Origin of the sequence: Vibrio sp. 10N.222.55.C6 (assembly GCF_041473395.1) — a bacterium.
GTDB classification, from domain to species: domain Bacteria; phylum Pseudomonadota; class Gammaproteobacteria; order Enterobacterales; family Vibrionaceae; genus Vibrio; species Vibrio crassostreae_C.
The window spans coordinates 1-467 of record NZ_JBFRSD010000244.1; the positions used below are offsets into that span (position 1 = coordinate 1).

Annotated in this window: 2 pseudogenes; both read right to left on the reverse strand. The window is 40.7% G+C overall.

Annotated features, from left to right (window positions below):
- Nucleotides 1-281: pseudogene (locus tag AB4486_RS23475) on the reverse strand (hybrid sensor histidine kinase/response regulator); the annotation flags it as partial.
- Nucleotides 274-467 (reverse strand): annotated as a pseudogene (locus AB4486_RS23480) (cytochrome B6); the annotation flags it as partial. The pseudogenes AB4486_RS23480 and AB4486_RS23475, both read right to left, overlap by 8 nt.

Consider the following 467-nt stretch of genomic DNA (forward strand, 5'->3'; position numbering starts at 1 on the left):
AACGTAGAGTGAATATTCTCGCTTTGATAACTTTCTCTGAGTAGTTGCAACTCTCTTTCTAAAGCAACCAAATCTGCAGACATTTGATAAGGGTTGGAAATACCCGCAAGCGCTGCATTGGTGATATGATCACGCATTTCTAATACTTCATGGCCTAACTGCCGAATAGGCACTCCATATTCGGTGACCTTTTCATGCTCGGAGTAGGTCAGCATAATAAAGCTAATTAAGCCGATGAAAAGCGATACAAACAGTAGAAATATGAGTCTGATCTTATTCATTTTCAAACTCCATTAACATTTGAGGACGGTTACCGGTTAGGGATTCGAGGAAGACTTTAATATCGTTTATGGTCTGTTTTTCAAACGTTTTACCGAGTTGGCTTTCACCCATTATTTTGATCGCTTCTTCGAGTGTGGCTGTTTGCCCGTCATGAAAATAGGGTGCAGTGATCGCCACGTTTCTTA